This window comes from Actinosynnema sp. NPDC023658 (assembly GCF_040639995.1).
GTDB lineage: Bacteria > Actinomycetota > Actinomycetes > Mycobacteriales > Pseudonocardiaceae > Actinosynnema.
The window spans coordinates 1-1082 of record NZ_JBFAAX010001469.1 but is presented as its reverse complement, the minus strand read 5'-3'; the positions used below and the strand labels follow the sequence as shown (position 1 = coordinate 1082).

The window sequence follows — 1082 nt, the reverse complement described above, 5'->3', positions numbered from 1 at the left end:
CCTCCACCTGGATGGCGTTGAGCTCGTCGGCCAGCTCGAACAACCGCTGCGAACCCGGGAACAGGCAGCTGCGGAAGTCCGTGGCCAGCCCGAAGCAGTACACCTCCAGGTGCGCGTCGTCGGCCAGCTCCGCGAGCTGGTCGACCTGGTCGGCGGACAGGAACTGCGCCTCGTCGACGATCAGGTAGTCCACCCGCGCCCCGCGCGCCCACGTCTCGCGCACCAGCGAGCACAGGTCCATGTCCTCGTGCACCTCCAGCGCGTTGCGGGCCAGGCCCATGCGGCTGGAGATGGTGGGCGTGCCGGAGCGGTCGTGGCGCACCAGCAGCAGCCCGCGGCGGCCCTGACGGGCCTGGTTGTGGTCGATCTGCAGGGCCAGCGTGGACTTGCCGCAGTCCATGGGGCCGAAGAAGAACCGCAGCCGCCCGGTGGGCGCGAGACCGCGGCCCGCGCCGGAGGCGGGCACGGAGGACAGCGCGTCGGTCGGGTCCGGTGCGGGGATGATCGGTTCCACGGCGGGCAACCCTAATGCGCGACGCCGACGACCCCGGCGGGGCCTCCCACGCGTTCCCGCCCCACCCGACTCGCCCCGTGCCGGCGACGCAACAGTCGCGAGCCGATGTGCCCGTGGACGGCATATACCGCTTTGCGATATAACCTGCGGTGTGAGAGGTATGTCGGAGCAGGTGTTCCTGGTGCTCACCGCGTTGGCGGAGGAGCCGTTGCACGGCTACGCGATCGTGCGCGCGGTCGACGGGCTGTCGGAGGGCCGGATGCGGCTGCGGGTCGGCACCCTGTACGGGGTGCTGGACCGGCTGGTCGCGGAGGCCCTGGCCGAGCGGGACCGCGAGGAGGTGCACCAGGGCCGGTTGCGCCGCTACTACCGGCTGACCGACGCCGGGGTGCGGGCGTTGTCGGCGGAGGTGGCGCGGCTGTCGGCCAACGTGCGCGCCGCGTCGTCGGTGCTGCGGGCGAGGGGCGCGCTGTGAGGTCGAACCTGGAACGCCGCTACCGGGCGCTGCTGCGGCTGCTGCCCGCCTGGTACCGGGAGCGGCGCGAGGAGGAGATGGTCGGGATCTTCC

The 1082-nt window shown here is 72.6% G+C and carries 2 protein-coding genes; one reads left to right on the top strand and one right to left on the bottom strand.

The features are described 5' to 3' along the window. Window positions 1-514: AAA family ATPase (locus AB0G02_RS41865; RefSeq protein WP_360806632.1), on the bottom strand; the 514-nt coding region annotated here is incomplete at its 3' end. A gap of 160 nt (window positions 515-674) precedes the next feature. Between AB0G02_RS41865 and AB0G02_RS41860 the strand changes: the two genes are divergently transcribed. Then, a complete protein-coding gene (locus AB0G02_RS41860) occupies window positions 675-989 on the top strand; it encodes a PadR family transcriptional regulator (protein ID WP_360806635.1) in 315 nt (104 codons plus the stop codon). Window positions 990-1082 lie beyond the last annotated feature (93 nt).